This is a genomic window from Lapidilactobacillus bayanensis (genome assembly GCF_003946695.1).
Classification (GTDB): domain Bacteria; phylum Bacillota; class Bacilli; order Lactobacillales; family Lactobacillaceae; genus Lapidilactobacillus; species Lapidilactobacillus bayanensis.
Window position 1 is genome coordinate 18,373 of the sequence record NZ_RHOX01000019.1, and the last position, 24,902, is coordinate 43,274.

Below are 24,902 nucleotides of genomic sequence, written 5' to 3' on the forward strand. Positions count from 1 at the left end.
GCAGAAGACTTTTAGTAGAAGGGTGGTCGTGATTTTAAGTAACTAATTTTAGATTAATCTAAAATATGGTGCAAGGTATGCTTTTTTAGTGTGGCTTGTGCTAGTTACTTGAAGTTCGACCGCTGCCCTTCTGCTTAGTGTCAATGAGCAGAAGCGTGAATTTAGTTCACCTTCTGTTTTTTTGCGCCTATTTTTAGATTAATCACTTCAACCGAGACAAAAAAATAAAACTAGGAGCAAAACAAATGACTCAATTAGAAACACAACGAATGATTTTACGAAATTTTCAATTAACAGACGCGGTTGATGTCTATCAATATGCTAAGAATCCCCACATCGGTCCAATTGCTGGCTGGCCGGTTCATACTAGCGTTGCCGATTCGCGACACTATATTGCAGAATACTTCATCAGTCCCCATATCTTTGCGATAACACTTAAGGATGATCCCAACCATGTGATTGGCTTAGTAGGACTAGAATTAGTTGATGAAGGTAATGGCAAGGACTTCATGAACCCCGGTGAAGCAGAAATTAGTTACTGGCTGGGCGAACCATTTTGGGGTCAGGGTTTAATGCCGGAAGCAATTAAAGCGGTTGTCGCTTATGGCTTTACAAGCTGTCATCTACAAACGATTTGGTGCGGATATAAAGATGGCAATCAGCAATCTAAACGTGCTCAAGAAAAACAAGGCTTTAAATATGATCACACCGTGCCGCGAATGTACAATCCAGTTTTAGACGAATACATTATCGAGCATTTCACCAAGTTAACTAAATTAAATTGGCAACACTAATAAAGAAGGAACTGGGACAAAATCCCAGTTCCTTCTTTATTACACTTAACGCTGCTTACGCGAAACATTAGCGGCGGCATTGTCAATCAAAGCTTTTTCATGATACTTTTTAATCTTGGCATTGAGACGAACATAGGCGTAAAAATGAAAGATAATCCCACAACCTAATAGAATAGCGCCAAACAGATTCGAAAATAGCGTGATCACAATCGCTGCAAAGTAAATGGCAACACTACGGACAGGATCATATTGAATGTGATCGTAAAAATCAACATTCACTTTTTTGTTGCGCAATTCCGGATGTTGATGTAAATACCAATAAATAACAAAGAACATGGCCGAGGCAATTAAAGCAACCACATCGTAAACAATTAAGGCTACTTTTAAATCGACACGATTCATGGTGGTCAACGTGTCAGCAACCAATGACATCGGATAATCTATTAAAGTCACACTGAATAGCAAGATTAAATTAATCACGTTCATATTGCGGTCGATTTTTTTAAAGAGGCCGAAGAAATCATGGTGAAATAACCAGAGCGTCCCCACATAAAAATAAGAAAAAGTGTAAGACAATAAAATTGGCCACTGATTAAGTAGCGCCTGTCCTAAATGACCCACCTGGTAATCAGGAATCTGAAACTGTAGAACTAAAATCGTAATTAGAATGGCGAAAATACCATCGCTAAATGCCTGAAATCGACTAATATTCATACTGAATCACTTCCGCTGTTTAATTAACGTCTACTATTTTAACATATGAAACGAAATCTTTGCTCGTGTCATTGCCTAAGTAACACGATATCTAATGCGTTAGATTGGCATATTGCCCGTCATTAAAAACACCTTCATAGTTTCATCACGAAATGATCAGACAACTAGCAAAATTGCTGCACACTTCTTTCAAACGCAGGCGGTATAGTTATCAACATAGAAAGTTACTAAGAGGTGATGCACATGACCAACACAGCCGCCGATTTTCATGTTAGCGCAACGGAGAGTCCCCAGGCAACCTACCTGAATTAATTGCTAGTTTTCTTCATTTTATTCCTCCCCCCTTAGAATGAAATACCATCTAATAAACGTTGCCCACGTTTATTAGCCCTTTCAATCAAAATTCCCGTTTTGATTGACCCCAATTATATATCTACCCTTCCAAAACACATTCAGTTGCCCACCGGATGTGTTTTTTAGAGTGCGAAAAGCAACGGGTTGCTGGTCTAAATTTAAATGGAAAGATTGATGCATGCTAATGCAGCAAGATTTTCACTTAAATTTCGCACCAGCAGTTGACTTGAGCACGTTTCAAATCAGAGCGCGAAAGCAAACGGGTTGATTGCGTAGCTCTAACTAGAAAGCACAGCTGGATGTTAACCCAGATGGGATTTTTAGTTAGACATAGCAATCAGTTGCTTGGAGCACGTTTCAAAAATCAGATCGGCAAAGCAACGGGTTGCGGTATAAATTTAAACACGTTTCAAACCTAGAGTACAACCCACCACCACTAAAGAAAGACCGTCTTAGGCAACGGTCTTGATCCTTTTGATAATATGCGTTAAAACATGCTGTTCCCAAAAAATAATGAACGGGCCTGAACCGAAGGCAACAATAACTGTGACTAAGCCAAAATGACCATGCACCAAAACCGCGATTACCATTGCGGTTACATCTTGAATGATTCGCACAAATCGGTATTTGCTACTATGCGTCAGTTTTAAAATCATCGGCGTAATCGCATCGTAAGGAGAAATTCCCACATCTGCCACAATATACATGGATAGACCAAAGGTAAAGACTAACAGTCCGATGAGTGCTAAGCCGATTTTAAATGGCAAGGAATCGGGAGTAACGAAGTTTTCACCCAAGACGCCACTGAAAAATTGAATACCAAACCCGACCAGAGCCATATTAAAAATTGTACCGACACCAATCAATCTTTTATCAACGAAAAAAACCAATATTAAAATGAATAGGTTCAATAAAAGTTGATATGGTCCCAGTTGCCAACCAATTAATTGGGAAACGCCGAGATTCATGGCCGAGTAGGGATCCATTCCTAAATCCGATGCCAACAAGACTGACGCCCCCAATGCAAAAATCAACACACCAACTAGCGACATCAACGAACGGTCCAAAATCTCTCGAGGACTTCTTTTCATAAGGACTCAACCTCTTTGCATCATCGTTTTCTTAACTGCTAACGTTACTTTACCGTAGTTAAACGAAATTTACTAGCTCAAGTAGGACCTAAAACAACATACTGACCAAACTAACTTGCTCGTCCACTGCCGTAAAATAACGCCAATCCTATTCTGATGCAATCTTCGTATAGGTCAGATAAGCAAAATTATTAATTTTGGTAGCAGTGCGCAATTGTAAAAGTTGTTGCTTAATTTCTCCGGTGAATAACGGAATTCCTGCTCCCAAAATCACTGAGACCGTGGAAATTTGATAAACATCAATTAAATTCGCATTAATTAATGGCGCCAATAAACTACTACCACCAATAATCCAAATATCACGTCCAGGTTCAGTCTTCAATTGTTGGACTAATTTAACCACATCCATCGTGATGAAATGGCGGTGCAAAATCTCTGGTTGATCAGGATGTGTCGTTAAAATATAGCTCTCCTGATTATCATAGGGATAATGATCCGGCGATAATTCATTGACAACTTGATCATAAGTTGTCCGCCCCATCACAACTGTATCCACATGAGACATTAACTTGGGATATTCATCATCAACCTCATCATGAGTTGCATTTAACTCTAAAAATTCAACCGAGCCATTCACATCTGCAATATAACCATCTAAACTTTGGGCAATAAATAAAATAACCTGACGAGCCATTTCACATCACGATCCTTTCTAACTCATTGTAACAAAGAGCGCTAGTTTAGACATTATTTAAGAACCAGGCCACTGATGCTTACCACGAACTCATTAGCCAATCTTAAAACTAATCACAAAACGTTAATTCTAAATCAGAAACTGAGAAAAAGTTATTCCAATTTTTTGATGCTGCCATAGCGACCTGTCGATTAAGGTAAACGGTTCTTAGAATTAATTTTTGATTTGATAATTGAAATTCGGTTCATTCATTGCAGCAATTTTAGTGATTTTGGTTGAAGTCACCTTATTTTTAACTAAACGAAAATGGCAGCAATCCACCAACGGATTACTGCCATTCTTCTTTTGTTCTTGCTAATTATGAGTTGAAACGTGCTGCAAACAACTGGGTGTCGTGTATTTAAGCGTGAATCTCACTGCGCTAACACGCAGCAATCTTCCCGTTTAAATACAAACACCCAACCCGTTGGCTTTCGCACTCTGGATTTGAAACGTACTGCAAACAACTGGCGACAGTGAATTTAAGTGTGAAGCTCTTTGCGTTTACACGCAATGATCTTCACATTTAAATTCATATCGCCAACCCGTTGTTTTGCGCACTCTAGTCTAACTTAGTCTTACTTTGTACTTCAAGTTTGTCATTGAAGTCGTAAACAACTGGTTCGCCAGTTGCCATTTCCAAGTTGATGATGTCTTCGTCAGAAATACCTTCGATGTACTTGCTTAAAGCGCGTAATGAGTTACCATGAGCAGCGATGATGATATTTTTGCCGTCAAGTAATTTAGGTGCGATTTCATCTTCCCATAAAGGAATAACCCGTTCCAAAGTTACTTTAAGGTTTTCGCCACCAGGAATGATCCGTGGGTCAAGGTTAGCATAACGACGATCATTAGCTGCTGAACCTTCATCATCAGCACTCAATAATGGTGGTAAAACATCGTATGAACGACGCCAAATATGAACTTGTTCGTCGCCCCACTTTTCAGCTGCTTCAGCCTTATTTTGGCCTTGTAATGCGCCATAATGACGTTCGTTTAAACGCCATGTCTTTGTTTCAGGAATCCAAAGTTGGTCTGAACCTTCAAGGGCATAGTGTAAAGTCTTGATAGCACGAGTTAAAACAGAAGTATAAGCCTGATCGAATTCCAAACCTGCTTCTTTGATTAAACGACCAGCATTCTGTGCTTGTTTAACGCCTTCTTCACTAAGATCAACATCAACCCAACCAGTGAATTGGTTAGATAAGTTCCATTGACTTTGTCCGTGACGGATCAATACTAATTTTGCCATTAATATTAGCCTCATTTCATGATTAATTTACCAGTATCAATTGTATTTGTTTTTCAGAAAAAATACAAGTTACAGCAGCCTTTTGTTTACATTTTTCAAGCAGAGTGCGAAAAGCAATGGGTTGCTGGTTTAAATTTAAATGGAAAGATTGATGCGTGTCAACGCAGCAAGGTTTTCACTTAAATTTTGTACCAGCAGTTGCTTGGAGCACGTTTCAGATCGAGAGTGCGAAAAGCAACGGGTTGATTGCGTAGCTCTAACTAGAAAGCACAGCTGGGTGTTAACCCAGATGGGATTTTTAGTTAGACATAGCAATCAGTTGCTTGCAGCACGTTTCAAAATCAGAGTGCGAAAAGCAACGGGTTGGCGGCATGACTTTAAACGGGAAGATCGCTGCGTGTTAACGCAAGGAGATTCACGCTTAAATTATGCGCAGTCAGTTGTTCGCAGCACGTTTCAACCAGAGCATCGCAATACAATCAGTCGCTTTACGTACGTTTAATAATTCCTGCCGCTAATAAAAGCAATTGAATGGTCGTCGGTCCGACAAAAGTGAAACCGCGTTTTTTCATATCTTTGGCGACAACTGTCCCTAAACTAGACTGTTGATTCAAAGGTGCGCCAGGTTCGACTTGCACTTGCCAAACGTTATTATCTGTAAAGTGCCACAAATATGCTGAAAAGTTGGTAAATTCAGGTGCTAATTTGACAATTGCGCGAGCATTAGTCACGATGGCCTGAATTTTACGGGGATTGCGAATCATCTCGGGATTAGTCAGCAATGCTTCTAACTCCGGCTCGTCAAATCCAGCAACTTGGCGATAATCAAAGTTGGCAAACACCTGCCGAAAAACGGGAATCTTACTAGCCGCTGCCTTCCAACTTAGACCAGCTTGAAAAACAGCAATGACTAACATTTCAAATAAAAGTTGATCATCATGAGTTTCCTGACCAAAGATGCGATCATATTCGTGTATGCCATCTTCTTGCTTGGCCATTATTTCGCACCTTTCTTGTCATGATCCTGCCAATGTTGTACCGCAAATAAACGCACACGGCTTTCAATCTCGTCGCGAACTTGGCGAAAAACCAACAATCGTGCTTGTTCATCCCCTGTTGCCTGAGCTGGATCAACTAGCGGCCAATGAATTTTGCTCACATTCTGACTAACAACTGGACAACGATCACGCGCATCGCCGCATAATGTCACCACATAGTCACACCGCCGCAAGAATTCTGGATCAATCAATTGTGACTGCTGTTTGGAAATATCCACGCCTTTTTCTGCCATGACTTTAACCGCCCAGGGATTTAGACCGTGCACCTCTAGACCAGCACTGGCAATTCGCCAAGTCGCTGGCAAAATTTCCCGAGCAAACCCTTCAGCCATTTGACTACGACAAGAATTTCCGGTACATAAAAAGTAAATTTGTGGCAATATCCTCACCTAATTCTTTCGCTTTTGAGAATCAGTTGTCGTCGGATCAACTGATCTTGAGTGCCGAAACTTCTTTAGCCAGTCAACTTTTTTCGCCCGACCATGAATCAGGTCGGCTAAATCATGACGGAAACTAAATAGCGATAATAACATTAGAAAAGTAAAGCCTAGGCCGACTTCCAAGTTATATTGCGTAAAACCAATCACCGCATAACTCAGCCAGATGACAATCCCAGGTAGTGTTAAATTTTGGGTCACTAGCATAACCGCCAAAGCAATCAATAAACTGAGCACGCCCCATTTTAAATTAAACAGTAATACCAAGATAACTGAAACAGCCACGCCTTTGCCACCACGAAAGTTTTGCCAAGCTGGGAAATTGTGACCTAACGTGGTACCAATGCCGGCATACAAAATCGCTAAATTTCCTAAATCCGGAAAAAGTAACTGACAAATTAACACGGCTAAAATAGTTTTCAATAAATCGCCGCATAATGTTAAAATACCATACTTCTTGCCAAGAACCGCACCAATATTGGCCGTCCCTGGATTACCGGAACCTATTTCCGTGGGCTTCTGACGAGTGCGCCAGTAACTGACCACATAGGCCGTTACGAAGTTACCAAAGCCATAGCCGATCAACAAACAATATAATTTTTCCGTCCACATTGTGCTCACCTACAGTTATTTAACTATTTCCTTAATATTACGTTGATTATAGCATAGAATTTTTGCAAGAAATGAGTGTTAATTATGAAAATTAACCACAGTATTATTGATTGCTGAATTATTCTGTGAAAGTAATTATTTTTGGCGAAAGCGCTGTCTTATACCGATTAAACCTGCATGTTGAAACGTTACGGTATATAATAAATAAGATTATTAATAAGGAGACGAAACAATCATGAAACCAATTATTGCGATGCCTAGCGATGCGCTAGTTGAAGTTAATCCGCGCATGCCTAGCGATTATCCAGCTTATGCACCCCACGATGTGAAAGAAGCGGTCTTTGCGATCGGTGCAACGCCCTTGATCCTGCCATTTCCAGATAATATGGCTGAAGCACAAGCTGCTGCAGAAGAGATGGTTAATTTATATGACGCTTTAATTCTGCCAGGCGGTCCTGACGTTGCGCCGCAATATTTCGGCGAAGAACCGATCCCTGAAATCGGTATTACCGTCTCGCAAAAAGATGAATTTGAAATTGCGCTGATTAAAGCAACATTAGCTGCCAACAAACCCATTCTCGGTATTTGCCGTGGTATCCAAATTATGAACGTCGCAATGGGTGGTACTTTATATCAAGATTTAGCGACGCAAGATCCCGATTACGCCATCCAACACACACAAGCAACAATCGGCAACTTTGTAACTCATCATATCAATCTCGAAGCCGATAGCCGCTTAGCTAAATTAGTTGGTATGAAACTACTCGTCAATTCACGCCACCACCAAGCCGTCCGCAAACCCGGTAAAGGACTACGCGTCACCGCAACCGCACCAGACGGCGTCATCGAAGGCCTCGAATCAACCGATAATAATTTATTCGTCGGCGTCCAATGGCACCCAGAAAACCTCTGGCAAAAAGATCCCGTCCAGTTGAATATTTTTAAAGATCTACTAACAAGAATTTAGAGTGCGGAGAACAACGGGTTGACTGTCTTAATTTAAACGGGAAGATCGCTGCGTGCTAACGCAGAGAGATTCACGCTTAAATTATGCGCAGTCAGTTGTTCGTAGCACGTTTCAGATTAGAGTGCGAAAAGCAACGGGTTGATTGCGTAGCTCTAACTAGAAAGCACAGCTGGGTGCCAACCCAGATGGGATTTTTAGTTAGACATAGCAATCAGTTGCTTTGAGCACGTTTCAAATCAGAGTGCGAAAAGCAACGGGTTGCTGGTCCAAATTTAAATGAAAAGATTGATGCATGACAATGCAGCAAGATTTTCACTTAAATTTCGTACCAGCAGTTGCTTTGAGCACGTTTTCAAACAAGGCCACAAATACTCACAACATACCATAACCAACCAATTACCCTCGAATCCGCGTGGGGTTGAAATCTACGCGGCTACATATTAGTTAGGAAGTTCATATGAATCAAGCACATCACACCAATAATTCACCACCATTTCTTCGCTTGTGAATTCACCAAACAATCGATCATGGGAGGAATTATTAATGACAACTCAAAAAAATATTAACGAACTGATTGACGATTTACGCCAAAAAGGCGTACAAATCGTTGAATTTTTATACGATGATTACACTGGTTTAACTCGCGGCAAAACAATGGTAATCGACGACCTAGCCGCTCACATTACCAGTGGTATGGGCATCACCAAGGCGATGTTTGCTTCCACCGCTCGCGACGGCATTGTCGAAGTTGCTGACATGACAGCCGTAGGTGAATTACGTTTGGTTCCAGATTTAGATTCACTTCAGATTTTGCCGTATGCGCCACAAGTCGCAACGATGATGTGTGACCATTACAACACTGATGGCACGCGTGCTTCAGCTGATCCTCGCAATACTTTGCAAACCATCATCGCCAAGTTAAAAGAATTAGGTTTAACCGCAAAAATGACTTACGAACATGAATTCATGTTATTTAGTGGTACCGGCGCCGACAAAAAACCGGTCAATCCTCAAGTTTGTTTCTCAACTGATGCCATGGATTTTGCTTACACATTCTTACCAGAAATGTTAAATCAATTGCGTGCTGTGGGCATTACGCCTGTGGAATATTATCCGGAGGCTGGTAGTGGCCAACATGAACTACCAGTTGCGCCAGCTGAAGCCTTACTTGCTGCCGACAATGAAATTCGTTTCAAGCGAATCATTAAACATGTTGCTTTAGAGCACGACATGTCTGCTACTTTTGCACCAAAACCACTGTTAAATACTGAAGGTAGCGGCGCCCACGTCCACTTTTCATTATGGCAGGATGATGGCAGCAATGCTTTTTACGACGCTCACGATGATTTGCAACTTAGTCAAACAGGTTATTACTTTATTGGCGGCATGTTGAAGCACATCCAAGCTTTGACTGCTTTAACTTGCGCTACGGTTAATTCTTATCAACGTTTGCAACCCGGTGCTTGGAGTTCTGCCTTTGCCACATTCGGTCAAGATAATCGTGAAGCTGCCATTCGCGTCCCTTCAACTTTCTGGGGCGAAGAAGGTAAAACTATGAATATCGAATTAAAAGCGAGTGACGCCACGGCGAATCCATATATGGCATTAACTGGAATTCTAGCAGCTGGCTTAGATGGCATTCAGCACAAAATCAAACCTAATCTACCAGTTGACGTTGATCCCGCTAGCTTAACAGATAACCAACGGACTGAATTAGGTGTTCAACGTTTGCCAGCAAGTCTTGAAGAAGCCTTGACTGCTTTAGGCCAAGATGATTTCTACAAAGAAATTTTCAGCTCTCGTACTATTGAAGCTTACATTAAAGTTAAGCAAGCCGATGTCACTTACTTTGCTGGACAAACTCCTGATCAAATTGCCCAAACTCATCGTGATTTATATTAATTGACAATTTAATCCAGTTAACTTACAGTCTGCACTTAAAAAAAGGACCAGATTTCAACTATGTGAGATAGGGCCATGTTTCTACTTGGCGCATCTCGCCAAAGTAGAATGGACACTGACACGAACACCAAAAGTTTCTTAGTGGGTTTTACTAAGAAACTATCATATGCGTGAGATAGGGCCATGTTTCTACTTGGCGCACTTCGCCAAAGTAGAATGGACACCGACACGAACATCAAAAGTTTCTTAGTGGGTTTTACTAAGAAACTATCATATTTGTGAGATAGGAGAACCTTAAATGACTTTAGAAAACTTCATCGCTACTGTACCTTTATTCGACCATCATTGTCATTTCTTAATTCAGTCTAGTGTTTCGAATCGGGCTGAACGTTTGGCTCGCGTCTCATCTGAAGCGGACAGTCAATATCCCCTGAATGACACGAAGAATCGCCTCGCTTGGTTTGCGTTTCAAGCCGAGGCTCAAGAGTTCGCACTTAATCCTGACCAGCCACTCGCACCAATGAATGCGACTGACTATGCCACTTACAACCAACGTATTTTCAGTCACTACCATTTCGAAAAAATGTTGATCGACACTGGTTTTATTCCAGATGATCCAATTTTGGATTTGCAGGAAACGAGTCAAATTACTGGCGTCCCAATTAAACCAATCTTCCGTTTAGAAACGCATGCAGAAGAATGGCTTGTTAAAACCGATAACTTCAGTGATTGGTGGTCTGGTTTCAGTGACCAAGTTGCCCACGCCCGTGCCAATGGTTATGTTGGTTTCAAGTCAATTGCTGCCTATCGCTTCGGTTTACGTTTACAAGACGTTAGCTTAGCCGATGCCCAGGCCGCTTACCAAACTTGGCAAGACTCTGGCATTACCCGTCTTTCGAGTCCTGTTTTGATTAGCTACTTGTTGTGGCAACTCGCCCCAGTTATCACTGGACAAAATATGCCACTTCAATTTCACGTTGGCTATGGTGACGCCGATACCGATTTGTACGAGGGCAATCCATTATTAATGCGACCATTTTTGCAAGCCTTCTGTGCTAAAGGATTAAAAGTCGTCTTGTTGCATTGCTACCCTTATCACCGTGAGGCCGGTTATTTAGCTAGCGTCTTCCCTAATCTCTACTTCGACACCTCGCTGATCGATCCTCTTGGTCCCAGTTCTGTGACGCGTGTCTTAAATGAGTCCTTGGAATTGGCGCCTTATAATCGTTACCTATTTGCATCCGATGCCAGCACTTATCCAGAAATGTACGGCGTCGCTGCCAGATTGTTCAAGCAAGCTTTAAACACGCACTTTGAAAACTTAACTGATGTTCCAGCCGCTCAAAAAGAACGCTGGATTCAGCAAATCTGCCACGAAACAAGTGAGCAGATCTACTTGGAGGAGAATTAATGAATAGAAAAAAATTATCACTGATTGAAGTTTTAGGCCTTTCTGTGGCCATGTTGGCACCAACTGGGGCGATGTCCTTCAATACTGCCGGCGCCGTGACTATGGCCGGCGTCAACGCACCAATCGCCTTTTTATTAGGTGGTCTAGGCGTTTTATTCGTCGGCATTTCCTTCGTTGAATTGGGACGTCACATTCCCGGCGAAGGTTCCGCCTACGCTTACAATCGCAAGGCCCTTGGCGAAAAAGGCGGCTTTATTTCCGGTTGGCTGTTAATTTTCACTTACATCACCTTTACCATGAGTACTTCTGCAATTGTCGGAAATTTCGTTGATGTTTTCTTGCAACATTTTGGCATTCATTTACCCGTACAACTTTATATCATTCTGACGTTAATTGTTGGTGGTGCATTGAGTCACATGGGGATTGAATTCTCAACCCGGTTTGCCTTAGCTTTGGAAATCGTCGCCGTCGGTGCTTTAGTTGTCTTAACCACCGTTATTTTGGTCCACGGTGGTCACGCTGGCCTTTCTGCAGTACCGTTGAATCCCGCTAAAAGTCAACCAACACAAATTGGTGCCGGGATGATTTTTGCCTTAATGTCTTTTGCCGGCTTTGAAGGGGCCGCTACCATTGCTCACCGCGGTAAAAATCCTGCTCGTGCAATTACAATTTCAATTTTTGGCTCTGTCGTTTTTGCGGCGATTTTCTACTTCGTCGTTAGTTATACTGAAATCATCGGTTACGGTACTGCTAACATTAGCAAAATGGCCCATTCTGCTGCACCTTTGAATTTCTTAGCAACTCAATATATGGGCGGCGGCATGGCCGTCTTCATGGATTTTGCAGCAATGACTAGTTACTTTGCTTGCTACTTTGGTGCCTTAAACGCCGGTGCTTTCATGTTAGAGGCTTTATCGAAGAGCGGTTATTTGCATCCTTGGTTAGGCAACTTGAAAGGTGACAAACAAACGCCAACTCATGCCCTAGATTTAATTACAGTCCTTTGTTTAATCGCCTACGTTATTTTTGGCCTGATTTTGAAAGTCAATGCACCAAATTACTACAACTATTTCGGTGCCGTTGGTATGATTGCCCTACTTTTGGTTTACGTTCTCGTCAGCGTTGGTGCAATTAATTACTTCCGCACGGACAAAGTGAAATTCAATTGGTTCAAGCATCTAGTCGCACCAATTATTGGGATCATCGTTTTGATTTTTCCGATCTACAGTAATATCTGGCCAATTCCTGCATGGCCGATGAATCTCTTCCCGTACATGGTACTTGTTTGGCTGATCATTGGTTTCTTTATTCCTAAGAAAAAGCGGACTGATTTAGAATAACTCGTATTTTGAAAAACAGAGTTTAAGTCAATAGAAATTGTTAGCTTGACGTTCTTCACGTTTATTCAAGATTGCTCATGGAATGTGTGCATTATCTTGGCAATGAAAGAATACTTGGCGCTGGAGTCTTACTTTTCAAAAGAGTGGAAACTAAAACTACTATCGTTGCGGTTCTTCGCGCTTGTGCAAAGGTTGCGTATGGTGTGTGGCGCGTTGTCGTGGCGGCGAAAGAATACTTAGCGCTGGAACGTAGTGGGCATTCTGACTGAATAGTGGCAATTAAAACTGTTATGTTGTGCTTCTTCGCGCTTACGCAAAGGTTGCATATGGAACATGACTCGTTGCCGTGGCGGCGAAAGAATACTTAGCGCTGGAACGTAGTGGGCGTTGCTTGAAGCCAATTTTTGGAAAATTGTCTCCAAGACAAGCCTTATTGTAGGTGATAAATCACCAACAATAATGTCACTACTGAGCGGTATTCTTTCGCCGCCACTAAATTAACAAGAGGGCAACCTAGCGCCAGCGCTGAATTGATGAGTGTTTGGATTGCTCCCCCCTAAAATTTTGGGAAGTACAAACTTGAAGTTAAATCACACCACCACATCTCGTTTGTCAGTGCCGGAGGGAAATCGCGATCAGCCGCGGCATTCTTGTTGATGGTTTACCATTTACAAGAAAGTTTGTATTTGAGACAAATCGGTTTTTGATTTGTCTCAAATCAAGCTCGCAGCGTTCCACCAGCGTATTTCCCGTAGGCACGAAGAAGAACTACTCAAAAATATAAGTTTAAAATGGCCACAATCCAATTCTCAGGATTGTGGCCATTTTTTTCGAGCAAGATTTTCTGATGGTACTTTTCTATACACTATTTGAAACGTGCTGCGAAAGTCTGACAACTCCGCTTAAGCTAGCAATGAATAAGTTCAAAGAACGAACTTTTTCATTGCTTTCTTAATGCTCATTGTCAACCCGATTTTCTCCACACTCTGAATTGAAACGTGCTGCAAAGCGCAGTTAGTTCCGGTTAAGCTAAGCCAGTTTAAATCTTAAAACCAAGATTTTAACTGGCTTGATCTTAATCCTCACTAACTACCCGCGCTTTTCCGCACTCTATTTTTCTGCTGTGAAGACATGATGGGCGAGTCGGTAGGAGTGGTCGCAGGCTGCGGCGACGTCTGGTTCGTGGGTGACGATGATCACGCAACGATTTTGTTCGTGGGCGATTTTTTGGAAGAGTTGAATCACATCTTGGGTATTTTCTTCGTCCAAGTTACCGGTTGGTTCGTCGGCGACGACTAATTTAGCATCGCAACACATCGTTCGGGCAATGGCAACTCGTTGTTGTTGGCCGCCGGAAAGACGTTGAACATTCTTAGTCATTTGTTCATCGGTCAATCCGAGTTTGCGCAACATTTCCTGCGCATACTTCTTATCACCTTTATGACTAGACTGGGTGACCGCCATCGCTGTTAATAAATTGTTCAACGGCGACATATACGTCAATAGATTATACGATTGAAACACAATCGAGACGTTATATTGGCGATATTTAGTGAGACCAATACTATTAATTCCTTTACCGTTAAAACTAATTTCACCAGCACGAGGCTTATCTAAACCAGCAATCAACGACAAGAAAGTCGTCTTGCCAGAGCCACTTTGACCAACAATTGCGTATGATTGACCTTGTTCAAATTCAAGATTGACGTTTTCGAAAAGGCTGTTTTCTTGGCGGTCATACCAATAACCGAGATTTTTAATTGTTAACATTAATGAATGACCTCCTTAATCAATCAAAACTTTGCGCGGCGACAGACGGAGAATCCCGCCGGAAGCCAAGGTAATGGAAATAAAGATGATGGCTAAACCGAAGCCGCCTAATTCTGCTAAATTAGTTGGGGTAACTTGAACATCAAGTTCGGTTTTATCGGTCTTGCTACTGCCCATGAAGCTAGCACCGCCACTACGACCAGCTTGACCGCTTGGTGCACTGCCGCCAGGACCAGCTTGACCACCAGTACTACCAGGACGTTGCGAATTAACATTAGAAGCAGTCGAACTCGTCTCTTGAGCAACTAATTGTTCACCTAACTTGTTTCCAACGAACTTGCCGCCGATACCAGCAACACCAACTGCGATGACTAACACAATGAACATTTCGACGAAAAACTGGCCAATAATCTTCATTCGGGATTCACCCATGGAAAGGAGTACGCCAATTTCATAACGGCGTTCGCGAATCATTAAGATGACGATCAAAGCTAAGATAATTGTTCCGGCAATTGCAACGAGCCAGACAATTTTATCAGCAAAAGATTTGACGTTATTCATTGAAGCTTTGACACTTTGATAACTGGCATCATTAGCTGACAATGAATATTTAGACGTGTTAATCAGCTTCTTACCAGCCTTCTTGACGCTGCTAACCTTTGCAGGGTCACTAACAGTGAATGTTACCGAATCAGCTGTATTGGCGTATTTGGTGCCTTTAATCGTATTTGCAAGTGTGTAGGAACTATAGATCGTATTTGATGGATCGGTTGCACCCGGCCCCATTTGCGAGGAGGTGCTAGTTGATGGTGCTTTATAAATTCCGACAATCGTCAACTTGTAAGTTTTACTGCCGGAAGTAGCTTTCACCGTGACAGTGTCGCCAACCTTAAGGCTCTCTTGCTTGGCCAACTCAGTTTCGATAATAATATTATTGGTATTAGCATCTGAGGCCTTAATTCCACGACCTTTCGTAATCTTATAGTTGTTGTCGGTAAAATTACTCGTCAAACTCGTGGCAGAGACACCAGACACAGCAATGTCGCCTTGACTACTTGTCATTTTGTCGCCGCCTGGCGCATCGCCACCACCCTGCATCACACTTTGACTTGAAGTAGACGACGTCGAAATCGCGTCGAAACTTTTAGCATTGACTGAGGTTGTCGACGTTAAGTTATAACTCGCAACATTATTTAACTTAGCAATTTTTTTAACATCAGCTAATTTAACTGGTGTCATTGATAACGACGGTTTCGTCTTGGTACTAGAAGCCGTTCCTTGACGCATTTTTTTAAAGGCCGCTTCGCGATTGGCGGATAAAGTCAAAGTCGCGCCGATACTCTTCTTAGCGTTACTCGTCGCCGCATCCGCCGCATTACGAATCAATAACCCCGCCAGTACAAACAACATAATCGCCGACGTCACCAAAATCAAAAGCACCGTCCGACCCTTCTTGGCCACTAAATTCAACCAAGCACGCTTAAAAAAATTCATAAAAAGCCTCCTAAAAATACAAGTTGTGAGTAGGCATGGTTTGAAGGTGAAATCTAAGTTCGTAAAAATGTGAATCTTGATTTTAAGATTCATGTTTTTACAACTTAGATGCAACCTTCAATGCCTACGAACACAGTTAAGTTGTGAGAGGGAGCGTCTAGAGGCGTACGGCTAAGATAAAGCATGACAAAATTCTGCTTTTAGAATTTAGGCATGCTTTATCTTAGCAGCTAGCCTCTGCGACCTCGAACACGTTTAATACAAGTTGTGAGTAGTACCGGGTTGAGATGGATAAATAAAGTGGCTGGCACTGAAATCTTGCTAAAGATTTTAGGGACAGACATTTTATTTATACCATCTCAGGTACTACGAACACATTTATGTTGTGAGTAGGCATGGTTTGAAGGTGAAATCTAAGTTCGTAAAAATGTGAATCTTGATTTTAAGATTCATGTTTTTACAACTTAGATGCAACCTTCAATGCCTATGAACACAGTTATGTTGTAAGAGGGAGCAACCTCGAACATAAAATTTAAATCCTGTTCCTATCACATTAATGCGTCATTTAATAACACTACTTAGATTACGCAATAAAAGCGATCAATCTATGCCCCGTTTTTGTATTTTTCAAGCTTTAAAATCGAATTTTTTGTGTCTTTGTTTCTCTGACTAAGACTAGCTTTTGGCTTAGAAATTGGAACAGTTTTTCTTATAGAAACCTCACTTTAGCAGCTCCTTCTGCTCTGGCGATTATTTCTCGGTGTGGTTGCTCAACTACTAGCAACTCACTTTAAAAGTCCGATTGTTATTTTCAGTGGCTTAACCTTAATTATCTTCTTTGAACGGTTAGGTCTCTTCGCTAATCCGCACTTAAGCAATCTAGCAAAATATTTACCTTCTTACTTTGTCAAATTTTCTTATATTATTAACGGTCAAGGCGAATTCGTTCTTTTGCGTCCCGGACAAGGTATCGCGGTTCTAATGATTTGGACTGTATTAATCGGCTGGCTAACATCTGTTAGAATCCTACACTCACAAAAGTATCATCAATTCAACACAACAATCTGAAACTTGCCTTTAAATAGCAACCTGATATAGTAAAATATCCCAAGCGTGTCTCACCATGCACAAAGCCCCCTAACTCAGCTAAGTTAGAGGGCTTTTTTGACACTTTTAAAAAACGTTTGGGCTGAAATGTTGCGCCTAATCAGCGAGCAATCCACAAAACGATTAGTGATTGATTGCTGTGATAATCGCTGAAAAAATTGCTATGGCAAGTAAGCCAACGATAATAATCATGTGACGGCGTTTGTTCAGCAAAAAAATAGCCGCAAATTCGCGAATCAATGCATTAGGCAGGAAATACAAACGTACTTTTGAACCAACACCGTTAGCCTTTAAGCCAGCCATTCTAGCATACAAACCGGCGCGGAACGTGTGATAGTTATTCGTGAAGAATTTAACCCGCGGCATGACATCTTTAGTGGCAAAATCAGTCGCAATCACTCTTTTTGAGAATTGCATGTTTTGCAACGTGTTTTTCGACTTAGCTTCTAAAACGACCAATTCTTGCGGCCAGCCGTGTGCGACTGCGTAATCGGCCATTGCTTGCGCTTCCGACAATTGTTCATCAGCACCTTGCCCACCGGAAAAAACAATTTTAGGCAGTGGCCGCCCTTTCTGTTCTTGCTTCTTAGCATAAGTCAGCGCGCGATCAATGCGACTACCTAACAAGCGGGAAACCTTATGACCGTCAATTAAACCGGCGCCTAAAACAATCAAATAATCTTGACGATAGTTACGCGGCACAAATTGATACAAGAACGCATTAACCAAATAATTGTAACTGCAGAAAACCATATAAGTTCCGATGGCAGGAATCACGCCCAGCAGTGCATTCAACCATTCTGGTAAAAAGCGATTCGCACTCAGCAAGTTAAACGCCCAATAGCCCATTAACAGCAACGCTAAAAATAATGTCAGCATATTAGCCAATGTATGACTTTCGCGCTTCCACACAATCATGGCGTTCCAGAGCAACAAGGCCCAGCCCATCAACAACACCAGCCCGATAATACCAACTAAGACGATAAACAACAGTCCCATGAAGGTAATAAAGGTATTATTTCCGGTATTGAAAATCAGCACCGCCAGCCAAACCAAAAAGACACCAAAAAATAATGAAAATAAAATGCCATTAATTAAACGCCGTGGTTCTTTCAACCAGCTATACAAAAAAACACCCAGAAAAACTAACATGATCAATCCAATAATGACGACAACCCCAATTAGGCGCCCCAACGATGCATTGGCAACTTGTTCCAAAGTAACGACCTCCGCTCAATATTCTAATCTCATTTTAGCATAATCACGCTTAGACCAAAATGGAGAAACGGCCCGGGTAAGTAACTGTCTTGCTTGATTGCTTCACATTTCTGACCATAATCACGATTATCGGCACTTTTCTTACCAAAACCACTTGTTAAGACTATAATGAAATTGTAGAGATTCACAATATGGAGGGATTAAGCCTTATGGCAAAAGCAGTTGACATTAAAAATTATCAAAACGATCGGGTTGCACATGCGTTTCTCGAGTTTTATTTAGCTTTATTTAGGAATAACGAATTAGATGCTTTGGCCACTTTTAACGCGCAGGAACAAATGGCTGAGATTAATCATTTCTTGCAATTAGCACCACAAGTTACCAATGAACAATTGATTGAAGAATTAGTTGAAGCGCGCGGTACTGAATTAACCGATCTCTTCAACAATATCGTTGCTGACGAACCAACGATTGTTGACTTAACTAGCGAAAACGCCTGGCATGACTGGTACAAGACACTCACTAAGAAAATCGCCATCCGCACACCAGGTGGTAGTTGGAATAAATACGGTACTCGCTAATAGTTTGATTAAGATTGGCTCAAGTGATGCATGACGATTTCTATGATGCGTTGTTTGGGCCAATTTCATGCTATTGCCGGCGAAATATCAGTCCCAAGATTGATGAGTGTCAATCATGAAGATGAGAGAATAAGGTCAAACATGGAGGTCTGAATATGGATAATTTAGTTAAAAACATTAAACGTAACATGTGGCTACGCGCCGCTGCTTTCATCATCTTTGGTATTTTGATCGCATTTAAACCCGCGATGATGATTAACATGAGCATTCAAATAATCGCACTCTACCTAGCTGTCCTGGGTGTTTATAACTTAGTGATCGGCTTAAAATCACATCAAAAAGGCGAGTCCTTAAATGGCGGAACAATTCTCGGCATTACCGAATTAGTCGGTGCCCTATTTGTCCTGTTATTCGCTAAAGCACTGCTAAGCTTATTACCATTCGTTATTGGCATTAGCTTGTTAATTCACGGCATCAATTACATCATGCAAATCCGAAACAACCGCCGCTACGTCAACATTAGCCCCGTTATGAATTACATCTACGGCGCCCTAATCATCATCGCCGCAGCAGTCATGATCCTCAACCCCTTCAAATCACTAACCGCCCTCTTCGCCATCTTCGGCTGGCTACTAATCATCATGGGCATCGCAGAAATATTCGGAACACGACTATTCAAAAAATAGAGCGCGAAAGGCAACGGGTTGGCGGTATGAATTTAAACGGGAAGATTGATGCGTGCCAACGCAGCAAGATTCACGCTTAAATTCACTTCCGCCAGTTGTTTGCAGCACGTTTCAGCAATCACCAGAAATCAAGCCGAAAAAAAGGCGCTAGGATTTTTTATCCCAGCGCCTTTCCTATGCCATTTTTTAAAGTTGATCGTATAAAATTTCAGCTAATTGTCCACGTAGACTTGCGCGATGTTGCCGCAATGCACGTGGTGTCACTTGCTGCTGATAAGCAATCATTGCCAGTGGATAACCTTTTAGGAAATGATCACGAATAATTAATTGATCCAACTCATTACCGGCAAAGGCCAATTGCTGCAGTAGCAGTAAGATTTCAACTTCTGAATCATAAGTTGCCAGGTCACCAATCACATCGAAATCCGGTAAGATATCGCCCTGTCGATAACGGTCACGCCGCAACAAGTCAATCACGTGCCAAACAATCTGGCGAAACGCGTAAGCCTTAAACCGGTCGTCGGTCTCAGGATCACCGTCATAATTGACATAAGCTTGCGCAAAAGCCAAATATGCCTCTTGCAAAAAATCGTCATAGTCTTGCGAACCACGCCAAATTCCAGCCCGTTTGACTGCACCTCGAATTAATCTTGGTTGTTGTAACGCGGCCTGTAACCCAGTTGTCAAATTACGTTGCTGCGAATCCATTCTTGTATTATTCATTGTGGAAACTCCTTAACAGAATTCCACAAGCGCCTGTGGTGACTACATCATAGCAAGCCCCACAAGGAATCACACCTCGGAGAAAAAAGCTGACCAGTTCACTGTTTTAGTTACTTTTTGATGCAACTACTATTTTTGAGGATTGCCAGATTAAGGTTGCGTCATTTGTTCCGTGATAAAATATTGACAGAATTTTTGCTCGGTTGTTTTGATTTGTGACGATTTGAAACGTGCTGTCTTTGTGAAACTACCGTACAACTGAAAACTCCTTACCAACGACCAACGCCATTAATGGACTCAGGATAAAAAATCCCCAGTCTATTTAGTTTAGGCTACTGCAAATGTGCACCTGAATACCAATGCTGACCAAGCCGGCTGATAACATCGAACTGTTTTCAATCGTACTTTTAATTAAAACTTCGCCATCTTTTCATCTTGCAGATGAAATAGGACTCGGAATCTTCGAAGGTCTGAGTCACCGGTTCGTAGGATTCATCATGGCAGATGCTCTGAACGACGCCGCGTTGGAATAGTTGCAGGTACTGACCAATTCTGAAAACAGTGACATGTTGGTGCCATTGCCGATAGAGATCGTCTTGTTGGCGCAAAACATTCATTGACAGTGTCAATTGTTGCGGATCAACGCCAATCTCGCGACACAAGTATTCAAAAGCGCGTAATTCAAGGACACTCATTAAGCAAAGATCCTCGAAACGATGTTGAAAATCGGCTCTAACTGGCAAGACAATGCGCAACCCATCCGTGAAATCAAACTCTACTTCTCTACCAGCGACTTTCGTTAAATGATAGACGTGATGCAGGGCCACCCAATCTGCTGACTTGGAACTGGAAACGCCGGATAAATGCATTGCACACCAATTACCAAAGCAAAGTGATAACTCGCGATTATGTGGCAGTTCAAGATGTTGCTTTAACCGGCGAATCACCGAGACATCAAGAATCGAGTTTGCCATCCGATATTGCAGTAAACTTTTCGTAGAGTAAGTGGAGAAGTAAACCGTGTCTGTACTGATCACCAATGTCTTAATCCCTTGCGGATTGACTAATCGATAATTGATCAATACATCAAAATCGTCAACAAACTCAAGCTCATGATGAAGCGGTACGGCTCGCCGCAAACAGGCTTGTAACAGCGTTCTTGTGGTAATAACTTGATCTCTCCCCAGCAATTGTCTAAATTCTACTAATGTCATATGTTTCACTTAATCAATCCTCTCATATTTAATGACTACAGGCCTATCTTAACGAAATGTAAGCGGATACTCAAGTGAAAACAGACAACTGTTCTATGACCTAATTCATATCTTGCGAACAAATTTTAGCATGAAAATAAACGTTAAAATAAAGGTTACAACGATCAATTCAAGTTCGCTAATTAAGCCGAGCCGTTTTGATCGACCTATTTTTTGGTCGCTCAGAACAGCACCATTGAAACCGCCAAACCCAGGTTTTAGAATCACGATGTCATAAAAAAGCCATACCCATTAATTTGGATATGACTTCATCAAGCACCACCAACACTATTTGGCAAAGACCACCTGTTTGAGATAAAAACACACAAAAAGAGAAACCAGGATTTTGTCCCAGTTCCTCTTGAATGATCAATTAAAATGATAATGCTAGCGAACGCTACTCAAATGAACGGCGAAACTTGGCATGAAGTATTGGATTGAACCAGTCTTAACAACATCGCCTGGTTTTGGAGCAGCAAGGTAAACACCACCGCCAAGGTAAATGCCGACATGATAAGTGTTACCACGTGCGCCCCAGAACAATAAGTCGCCTGGTTGTGCTTGAGCTACAGTACGGTATGAACCAGCGCTTTCCTGTAAGACGGTATTATGACCACCTAAGGAAATACCAAAGTGCGCATAAACATACTGTGTAAAGCCTGAGCAGTCAAAACCAGTTGCAGGAGAAGAACCGCCCCAAACATATGGTGTGCCCTTATATTGGCTAGCGTAAGCAATAATTGATGCTGCACTTACTGTACCAGTAGAAGGAGTTGTTGGTTTAGTTGGTGTTGTTGGTTTAACAACACTCGTGCTAGTTGAACTTGAATTGTTAGCACTAGAAGAGTTCGAATTATTTGTAGTTGAACTTGAATTGTTCGCTGTGCTTGAGCTATTTGCTGAGCTGCTCGAGTTGCTAGTTGTGGTTGATGATGAACCAGTTGAACTACTTGAGCTAGTGCCAGTTGATGGACGAGTAGTTGACGTCGAACCTGAACTAACAGGAGTTGAGGTACTTGGCTTTTGAACAGTTGAACTTGAGTTGTTGGTATTTGCAGTACTAGTGCTGCTACTTGAACTGCTATTTGATGATACAGTTGAGCTAGCAGCATGTGAGCCTTCGCTAACATAAGTGCTGGCAACATAACCACCAGTTTGTAATTCATAATAAGTAACGGCGCCGTTAACTTTAGTTCCAACTTGGTTAACTGTTTGACCAGGATTAAGGTAGCCCTTAACACTTGAACCAGTAATATCATCCCAAACTGTGACAACACTGCCAGTATTAGCTGTTACTTGGCCAACGACTGTCTTAGATGCTGTAACTGTCTTGTCAGTGGTTGTTGAAGTCGCTGGCGCAGTAGTCGAAGTACTTGGTGTTGAAGCAGCAACAGAACTTGATGAAGAACTGCTACTTACCGTATTATTAACAGCTGTTGAACTACTTGCGCTCGAAGTTGTGGTACTTGAACTCGTTGCTGGTGCAGTAACAGTAGCTTGACTAGCAGAACTGCTTGATTGAACGCTGCTTGAGCTTTGAACAGTACTTGAACTACTTTGAGTTGTTGAAGCAGTTGTGTTGTTAGCAACCGACGTTGTTGCACTTGTTGAAGTACTTGTCGTTGAAGTACTTGCTGCTGGTGTCGTAACAGTTGTCGAAGCTACACTAGTTGTTGTTGCATTTGCATCAGCTACATATTGACTAGGAACCCAGCCACCATTTTGTAATTGATACCAAGTAGTTGAACCAACGACTTTTTTAGCAACATAACTAACACTTTGGCCTTGTGTTAAGTAACCCTTAACACTTAATGAGCTTGTTCCGGCCCAAATTGTTGTTGCGCCCTCTGTGTAAGTCGCCTTGACAGTACCAACAGCTGCTGGTGTAGAAGCTGTTTTAGTGTCAGAAGTTGCGACATACTTTTCAGGGACCCAACCGCCATCAGTCGTTTGCAACCAAGTTTGGCTATAAACTTGCTTAGAGGCAACGAACTGCACTTGCTGGTTTGGTAAGACATAACTCTTAACCTTTTGACCAGCAATAGGACTAGTCCAAACGGTAGTTGCACCTTCAGTATAAGAAACTTTACGTGTTGTAGTTGCGGCTTGTGCTTCATTGGTCTGTTGAGTTGCGATGGCACCTGCTGCTAAAACGCCCACACCGATCATTAATGACGCCACTTTTTTGTTTTGCTCCATAAAGTAAAACCCCTCTTTTTTCAATGAAACTATAGTCTGAATCTGTTTATGACTTATGACTGATATAGTACAACTCTTATGTTACAAAACTATGACATTCCCTAAACAACTATGTGACAGGCTTGTCACATCAATAAATGACACTAAAAATTTAATTGAAAACCTTATCAGAACGCCATTTATTAAGAATGTCTTAAAATGTTACATTTTGATTACAAATGAGTTTTTTAACGACTTTTTTCGAAATAGCCGTGACTAAGAAGCAGCCACAGCTATTTTTGTTACAAAAATCAACCTAGTCAAATCATCAGTCAGTGTTGCCAGACATCAAGTTTTTGCAAGAAAGGTCTTGACGTCTGGCAAAATTCACCGGCCGTCAATCCGCAAAAAACACGATTATGATCCTTACTGAAATGCTTTTCTTCTATTATATGTTGTCTAATTCCCCAATTGGTTCTGATTGATGCCGATCGATAAAACGCGCGCTAGCAATTCTGATCATTAATTAATTCCGGATAAATCAGAATAATTGGGTTGCCACAACTTATTCCTCTGTTACTGCCTCTTCGGTGTCATCAAAGATTGGTGTGACAATTGTTTCAATGTAGTTGGCTGACAGTGGCTTAACGTAATAAATCTCACTGTCCTTCTGAATCAAAGCTGCTTCTTTAATGTCATTCATCGCTTCACGAACGGTCGCACCATCCAGAGCTTCGTTCACATCTTTCAATGACAGTGTGTGCTTTTTCTTCGTACCTTGATAACGTAATTTCAATGTTTTCATCCTGAGTTCCTCCATTAATTTATTTAAGTTCTGATCATTAAAATGTGCTATGTGTGTTGCTGATTGAAATCGGACGTTGCTTAAAAAGTAACTGACTTCGTAGTGATGAGTTGCGCGCCTAAAGCTGTGTCAGCAACTCCCAACTTAGCAATCGCATTGCTGAACTTCTGTAGTTGTTCAGCCGTCGGATTCTCCACCACAGTGTTGAAATTGCGCTGCTTCATGCCGTCCTCGTAATGGTCGCCTGCAAGAACGACACCTAATTTAGTTGATTCCCATACACTATCCATGAAATAACCTCCATTTGTTTGCTATAAGCTCGCCAGCGATAACTGCTTACACTATCTAAAGGTTGAAAGTTAATATTTCCACTTAAGCCCTGATCTGTTAGGGCTTTTTTGCTACAAAAATAGACATGAAAC

The 24,902-nt window shown here is 41.7% G+C and carries 22 protein-coding genes; 7 read left to right on the top strand and 15 right to left on the bottom strand.

The features are described 5' to 3' along the window. Positions 1 to 245: 245 nt before the first annotated feature. Complete coding sequence (locus EKM65_RS08115; protein WP_125607360.1) at positions 246 to 794, top strand: GNAT family N-acetyltransferase; 549 nt, start codon at positions 246 to 248, stop codon at positions 792 to 794. A 45-nt stretch (positions 795 to 839) separates the two neighbouring features. Here the strand turns inward: EKM65_RS08115 and EKM65_RS08120 are convergent, their stop codons facing one another. The 7 genes from EKM65_RS08120 to EKM65_RS08150 all read right to left on the bottom strand — a co-directional run bounded on the left by EKM65_RS08120 (position 840) and on the right by EKM65_RS08150 (position 7,045). Next, the gene (locus EKM65_RS08120; protein ID WP_125607361.1) at positions 840 to 1,508 is read right to left on the bottom strand and encodes a TMEM175 family protein; all 669 of its coding nucleotides are present in this window, start codon (positions 1,506 to 1,508) and stop codon (positions 840 to 842) included. Between the two features lie 806 nt (positions 1,509 to 2,314). Further along, positions 2,315 to 2,953 carry a YczE/YyaS/YitT family protein gene (locus EKM65_RS08125; RefSeq protein WP_125607363.1) on the bottom strand — a complete coding sequence of 213 codons (639 nt, stop codon included), beginning with the start codon at positions 2,951 to 2,953 and terminating at the stop codon, positions 2,315 to 2,317. Between the two features lie 148 nt (positions 2,954 to 3,101). Beyond that, positions 3,102 to 3,647 (bottom strand): dihydrofolate reductase family protein, encoded by a 546-nt coding sequence (locus tag EKM65_RS08130; protein ID WP_125607365.1) that lies wholly within the window; start codon positions 3,645 to 3,647, stop codon positions 3,102 to 3,104. A 601-nt stretch (positions 3,648 to 4,248) separates the two neighbouring features. Further along, the gene (locus tag EKM65_RS08135) at positions 4,249 to 4,938 is read right to left on the bottom strand and encodes a 2,3-diphosphoglycerate-dependent phosphoglycerate mutase (RefSeq protein WP_125607367.1); all 690 of its coding nucleotides are present in this window, start codon (positions 4,936 to 4,938) and stop codon (positions 4,249 to 4,251) included. Between the two features lie 488 nt (positions 4,939 to 5,426). Beyond that, on the bottom strand, positions 5,427 to 5,936 hold the full coding sequence (locus EKM65_RS08140) for a DNA-3-methyladenine glycosylase I (protein WP_125607368.1): 510 nt from the start codon (positions 5,934 to 5,936) through the stop codon (positions 5,427 to 5,429). Next, positions 5,936 to 6,376 (bottom strand): arsenate reductase (thioredoxin), encoded by a 441-nt coding sequence (gene arsC, locus EKM65_RS08145; RefSeq protein ID WP_125607370.1) that lies wholly within the window; start codon positions 6,374 to 6,376, stop codon positions 5,936 to 5,938. The genes EKM65_RS08140 and arsC overlap by 1 nt, the downstream gene beginning before the upstream one ends. Positions 6,377 to 6,385: 9 nt before the next feature. Beyond that, a complete protein-coding gene (locus EKM65_RS08150; protein WP_125607372.1) occupies positions 6,386 to 7,045 on the bottom strand; it encodes a glycerol-3-phosphate acyltransferase in 660 nt (219 codons plus the stop codon). A gap of 235 nt (positions 7,046 to 7,280) precedes the next feature. On the opposite strand from EKM65_RS08150, the gene EKM65_RS08155 reads away from it, so the two are divergent. The 4 genes from EKM65_RS08155 (at position 7,281) to EKM65_RS08170 (ending at position 12,665) form a co-directional block, all read left to right on the top strand. Continuing rightward, a complete protein-coding gene (locus tag EKM65_RS08155; RefSeq protein WP_125607374.1) occupies positions 7,281 to 8,012 on the top strand; it encodes a gamma-glutamyl-gamma-aminobutyrate hydrolase family protein in 732 nt (243 codons plus the stop codon). Between the two features lie 543 nt (positions 8,013 to 8,555). Next, positions 8,556 to 9,914 (top strand): glutamine synthetase family protein, encoded by a 1,359-nt coding sequence (locus EKM65_RS08160; RefSeq protein ID WP_125607376.1) that lies wholly within the window; start codon positions 8,556 to 8,558, stop codon positions 9,912 to 9,914. Between the two features lie 298 nt (positions 9,915 to 10,212). Continuing rightward, positions 10,213 to 11,325 (top strand): amidohydrolase family protein, encoded by a 1,113-nt coding sequence (locus tag EKM65_RS08165; protein ID WP_125607378.1) that lies wholly within the window; start codon positions 10,213 to 10,215, stop codon positions 11,323 to 11,325. Then, complete coding sequence (locus EKM65_RS08170; RefSeq protein ID WP_125607380.1) at positions 11,325 to 12,665, top strand: APC family permease; 1,341 nt, start codon at positions 11,325 to 11,327, stop codon at positions 12,663 to 12,665. The genes EKM65_RS08165 and EKM65_RS08170 overlap by 1 nt, the downstream gene beginning before the upstream one ends. Positions 12,666 to 13,775: 1,110 nt before the next feature. Here EKM65_RS08170 and EKM65_RS08175 read toward each other — a convergent pair. The 3 genes from EKM65_RS08175 to EKM65_RS08185 form a co-directional block, all read right to left on the bottom strand. Next, positions 13,776 to 14,435 carry an ABC transporter ATP-binding protein gene (locus EKM65_RS08175; RefSeq protein WP_125607382.1) on the bottom strand — a complete coding sequence of 220 codons (660 nt, stop codon included), beginning with the start codon at positions 14,433 to 14,435 and terminating at the stop codon, positions 13,776 to 13,778. Between the two features lie 15 nt (positions 14,436 to 14,450). After that, positions 14,451 to 15,929: an ABC transporter permease gene (locus EKM65_RS08180; protein ID WP_125607384.1), complete on the bottom strand. Its 1,479-nt coding sequence runs from the start codon at positions 15,927 to 15,929 to the stop codon at positions 14,451 to 14,453. 1,230 nt (positions 15,930 to 17,159) lie between these two features. Next, positions 17,160 to 18,188: a YdcF family protein gene (locus tag EKM65_RS08185; protein ID WP_404803139.1), complete on the bottom strand. Its 1,029-nt coding sequence runs from the start codon at positions 18,186 to 18,188 to the stop codon at positions 17,160 to 17,162. 275 nt (positions 18,189 to 18,463) lie between these two features. Here EKM65_RS08185 and EKM65_RS08190 point away from each other — a divergent pair, with 275 nt between their 5' ends. Continuing rightward, positions 18,464 to 18,835: a hypothetical protein gene (locus EKM65_RS08190; RefSeq protein ID WP_125607388.1), complete on the top strand. Its 372-nt coding sequence runs from the start codon at positions 18,464 to 18,466 to the stop codon at positions 18,833 to 18,835. Between the two features lie 155 nt (positions 18,836 to 18,990). Continuing rightward, entirely contained in the window at positions 18,991 to 19,521 is a 531-nt protein-coding gene (locus tag EKM65_RS08195; protein ID WP_125607390.1) for an HdeD family acid-resistance protein, read from the top strand. A 186-nt stretch (positions 19,522 to 19,707) separates the two neighbouring features. On the opposite strand, the gene EKM65_RS08200 is transcribed toward EKM65_RS08195, so the two are convergent. The 5 genes from EKM65_RS08200 to EKM65_RS08220 form a co-directional block, all read right to left on the bottom strand. Then, on the bottom strand, positions 19,708 to 20,244 hold the full coding sequence (locus tag EKM65_RS08200) for a sigma-70 family RNA polymerase sigma factor (protein WP_125607392.1): 537 nt from the start codon (positions 20,242 to 20,244) through the stop codon (positions 19,708 to 19,710). 407 nt (positions 20,245 to 20,651) lie between these two features. Continuing rightward, positions 20,652 to 21,467 carry a hypothetical protein gene (locus EKM65_RS08205; protein ID WP_125607394.1) on the bottom strand — a complete coding sequence of 272 codons (816 nt, stop codon included), beginning with the start codon at positions 21,465 to 21,467 and terminating at the stop codon, positions 20,652 to 20,654. A 417-nt stretch (positions 21,468 to 21,884) separates the two neighbouring features. Next, the gene (locus EKM65_RS11580; protein WP_125607396.1) at positions 21,885 to 23,696 is read right to left on the bottom strand and encodes a C40 family peptidase; all 1,812 of its coding nucleotides are present in this window, start codon (positions 23,694 to 23,696) and stop codon (positions 21,885 to 21,887) included. A 544-nt stretch (positions 23,697 to 24,240) separates the two neighbouring features. Continuing rightward, positions 24,241 to 24,480 carry a DUF2922 domain-containing protein gene (locus EKM65_RS08215; protein ID WP_125607398.1) on the bottom strand — a complete coding sequence of 80 codons (240 nt, stop codon included), beginning with the start codon at positions 24,478 to 24,480 and terminating at the stop codon, positions 24,241 to 24,243. Positions 24,481 to 24,560: 80 nt separating this feature from the next. Next, positions 24,561 to 24,770 carry a DUF1659 domain-containing protein gene (locus tag EKM65_RS08220; RefSeq protein ID WP_125607400.1) on the bottom strand — a complete coding sequence of 70 codons (210 nt, stop codon included), beginning with the start codon at positions 24,768 to 24,770 and terminating at the stop codon, positions 24,561 to 24,563. Between the last annotated feature and the right edge of the window lie 132 nt (positions 24,771 to 24,902).